The sequence below is a fragment of the Vogesella mureinivorans genome (genome assembly GCF_007644035.1).
GTDB lineage: Bacteria > Pseudomonadota > Gammaproteobacteria > Burkholderiales > Chromobacteriaceae > Vogesella > Vogesella mureinivorans.
The window spans coordinates 1-361 of sequence record NZ_VMTV02000399.1 but is presented as its reverse complement, the minus strand read 5'-3'; the positions used below and the strand labels follow the sequence as shown (position 1 = coordinate 361).

Below are 361 nucleotides of genomic sequence, written 5' to 3'. Positions count from 1 at the left end.
AAAGGCCATGCCGAAGGCCAGCAGCACGCCGAATACGCCGCCCGAGGCACCCACGGTCGGATAGGGTTCGCCGCCCTGCGCGGCCAGGGTCGACACCACGAGTTGGATCAGGCCCGCACCGACGATGCAGGTGAGCACGTAGAGCAGATAGCGGCGCGGCCCCAGCACGCGCTCGACATCACCACCGAACATCCACAGCGCCAGCAGATTGAACAGCAGGTGGGTCTCGCCACCGTGCATGAAGCCGTAGGTGAACAGCTGCCAGGGCAGGAAACCGACGGTAATGATCTGCCCCTGATGCATGCCGAGCGCGTAGTCTCCGGCAGGCCAGAGCATGAAGGGCAACATCGCGACCTCGCCC

The 361-nt window shown here is 65.4% G+C and carries 1 protein-coding gene; it reads right to left on the bottom strand.

The window, feature by feature from the left end; all coding sequences use genetic code 11:
* Positions 1-361: rhomboid family intramembrane serine protease (locus FLQ44_RS11190; RefSeq protein ID WP_147694448.1), on the bottom strand; the 361-nt coding region annotated here is incomplete at both ends.